This window comes from Clostridium sp. UBA6640, assembly GCF_002455975.1.
Taxonomy (GTDB): domain Bacteria; phylum Bacillota; class Clostridia; order Clostridiales; family Clostridiaceae; genus Clostridium_J.
In genome coordinates this window covers 31,613-34,354 of the sequence record NZ_DKLM01000112.1, presented here as the reverse complement: position 1 = coordinate 34,354, position 2,742 = coordinate 31,613, and the positions used below count along the sequence as shown (strand labels likewise).

Here is a 2,742-nt window from a genome sequence, read left to right as displayed (position 1 = left end):
TAAATATGTTATAACATATGAGTGTTTATTGATACAAAGGGGGGAATGATGATGGAAAAGGTTTTCAAAAAAGAAGAATTAATAAAATATTTTATGATAATATTAGGAACAACTCTATTAGCTTCAGCTATAAATATGTTTTTTAAACCTAATCAATTAGTTACAGGGGGAGTTTCAGGACTTGCCATAGTTTTAGAATATATTACATCTAAGGCAATTGGATATGGAATTCCACTTTGGATAACAAATATAGTTGTTAATACCCCATTATTTATATTAGGAATAAAATTAAAAGGTAAGTCATTTGGTGGTAAAACTATATTTGCTTCATTGTACTTATCCTTTGCGTTATGGTATACAGAGTTTTTACCAGTTATAAATGTAGAATTAATATTAGTAAGTATATTTGGAGCTATTATATTAGGCGCAGGAATAGGACTAGTATTAAAGGCATCTGCTAGCACAGGAGGAACAGATCTTGCAGCAACAATTATAAAACATGTATTTCCAACTGTATCTTTAGCCAAGGTTATGGCACTTATAGATACGTGTATAATTATTGTAGGAATAATAGTATTTGGCGTACAAAAGGGAATGTATGCATTAATAGCTATATATATTATATCTACAGTAGTGGATAATATAATAAGTGGTGGTAGTGCTTCGAAATCAGTACATATTATTTCTGATAAAGCTGATGAAATTGCAGTAGCTTTGATGAAAGAGTTAAATAGGGGAGTTACAGGTCTAAACGGTACAGGAATGTATACTAAAGAAAATAAAAAAATACTATTTGTTGTCTGTGGTAAAAAAGAAATAGTAGAATTACAAAGAATAGTAAAAGAAATAGATGATAAAGCATTTTTAACAATAACGGATATTAAAGAAGTTTTTGGTAGAGGATTTTCAGAACCACAAGTTATAGAATAATAAGAAATTATGGGAATTTATAGGGAAGATAACTAGCAAGTATGGTAATACATTTAGCTAGTTATTTTATTTTAAGTAACCAAATATAAAAATCAATAACAATATATAATTAGTAAGGTTACTTTTTAATAATTTTATCTCTAAGGAAAATGGTATTTATCATAAATTAAAGAATTTTCTGGTATAATGTAGTTGACAATAAGATTTTATAGGGATAAAATTTAAATAATAAATAAAATCAATTGATAATAATTATCCGTATTGATTTATGAAGGGGGATAATAGAATGAATATAAAAGCATATGATTTTAAAAATTTTAATGGGTTATCCGATGTAAAAACTATATTTATATTTGAAGGTATGAAAGAAGTTGGCAAAAACTTATCTGATGATGTTATAAAAAATTCAATTGCTCATGTTTTAGAGGTTGAAGATTTTAAAGCTACAAATGGAGAAATTTTAGTTTTAAATCTTCTTAGAAAAGAAGCCCCAACAAAACTAATATTAGCAGGATTAGGTAAAGTAGAAAGCTTTGAAATAGAGAAGTTAAGAAAAGTTACAGGAAAGGCTATTAAAGAAGCTATAAAATTAAAAGCTAAGTCAATGGATATACATGTAGGCGCGCTTAAAGAAACTGACTTTATGAGTGATGCTGTTAAAGCAATAGCAGAAGTTTCAGCAATGTCAACCTATAGATTTGACACATATAAGAGTGAAAAGAAGCCAGTAGAACTTAAAGCAGTAAATATATTGGCTTGTAACTTAGACTCATATGAAGACATAATAAAAGAAGGCATTTCTTTAGGAGAAGGAAATATAATTACTAGGCAATTAGTAAATGAACCATCAAATGTTTTATTTCCAAGAGAGCTTGCTAATAGAACGGTTGAGATAGGCAAAAAAGTAGGCTTTGAAGTTAAAGTTTATAGTGAAGAGGAAGTTGAGAAATTAGGAATGACTTCATTCTTGACAGTAGGAAAAGGTTCAGATAAGGAATCTGTACTTATTGTTATGAGGTATATGGGAGATAGTGAAAATCAAGATAATATACTAGGTCTTGTAGGTAAAGGATTGACTTATGATACTGGTGGATATTCATTAAAGACATCAGCAGGTATGGAGACTATGAAATCAGATATGGGTGGTGCAGGTGCTGTTATAGGTGCTATGCATACTATAGCTAAAATGAAATTAAAAGCTAATGTAGTAGCTGTAGTGGCTTCTTGTGAAAATTGTATTTCTGGAGGAAGTTATAAACCAGGCGATATAATAGGATCAATGGCAGGAAAGACTATCGAAGTTTTAAATACAGATGCTGAAGGAAGACTTACATTAGCTGATGCAGTAACATATATTATAAGAAATGAAAAAGTTTCGAAAGTTGTTGATATAGCAACATTAACAGGAGCAGTTACGGTTGCATTAGGAGATGTTGCAACTGGTATTATTTCAAATGATGATGAGTTTTACTCAATGCTTACTAAAGCTTCAGAGGTAACAGGAGAGAAAATTTGGAGATTACCTGCTTTCGATGAGTACAAAGAACTTATAAAAGCAGAAAATGCTGATCTTAAGAATACTGGTGGACGTGGTGCTGGTACAATAACAGCAGGATTATTCATAGGGGAGTTTGTTGAAAATAAACCTTGGCTACATCTTGATATAGCAGGTTCTTCATGGACTAGTAAGCCATTAGATTATATAACAACTGGTGCAACTGGTGCAGGGGCAAGAATATTATATCAATTAGTAAAAGAACACACAAAATAATTTAGATGCCTAAGGCAAAGAGGCTGTTGCTCTTGACTAAA

Annotated in this window: 2 protein-coding genes; both read left to right on the top strand. The window is 30.3% G+C overall.

Annotation, left to right across the window (positions count from 1 at the left end; all coding sequences use genetic code 11):
• Positions 1-51 precede the first annotated feature (51 nt).
• Positions 52-930, top strand: coding sequence for a YitT family protein (locus B2W91_RS12370; RefSeq protein ID WP_291581379.1), 879 nt, complete (start codon positions 52-54; stop codon positions 928-930).
• A 286-nt stretch (positions 931-1,216) separates the two neighbouring features.
• A complete protein-coding gene (locus B2W91_RS12365) occupies positions 1,217-2,701 on the top strand; it encodes a leucyl aminopeptidase (protein WP_291581378.1) in 1,485 nt (494 codons plus the stop codon).
• Positions 2,702-2,742 lie beyond the last annotated feature (41 nt).

Bases quoted from the DNA above. Each gene is read 5' to 3' on its own strand.
- B2W91_RS12370 (WP_291581379.1), top strand. From the start codon at position 52: ATGGAAAAGGTTTTCAAAAAAGAAGAATTAATAAAATATTTTATGATA.
- B2W91_RS12365 (WP_291581378.1), top strand. From the start codon at position 1,217: ATGAATATAAAAGCATATGATTTTAAAAATTTTAATGGGTTATCCGAT.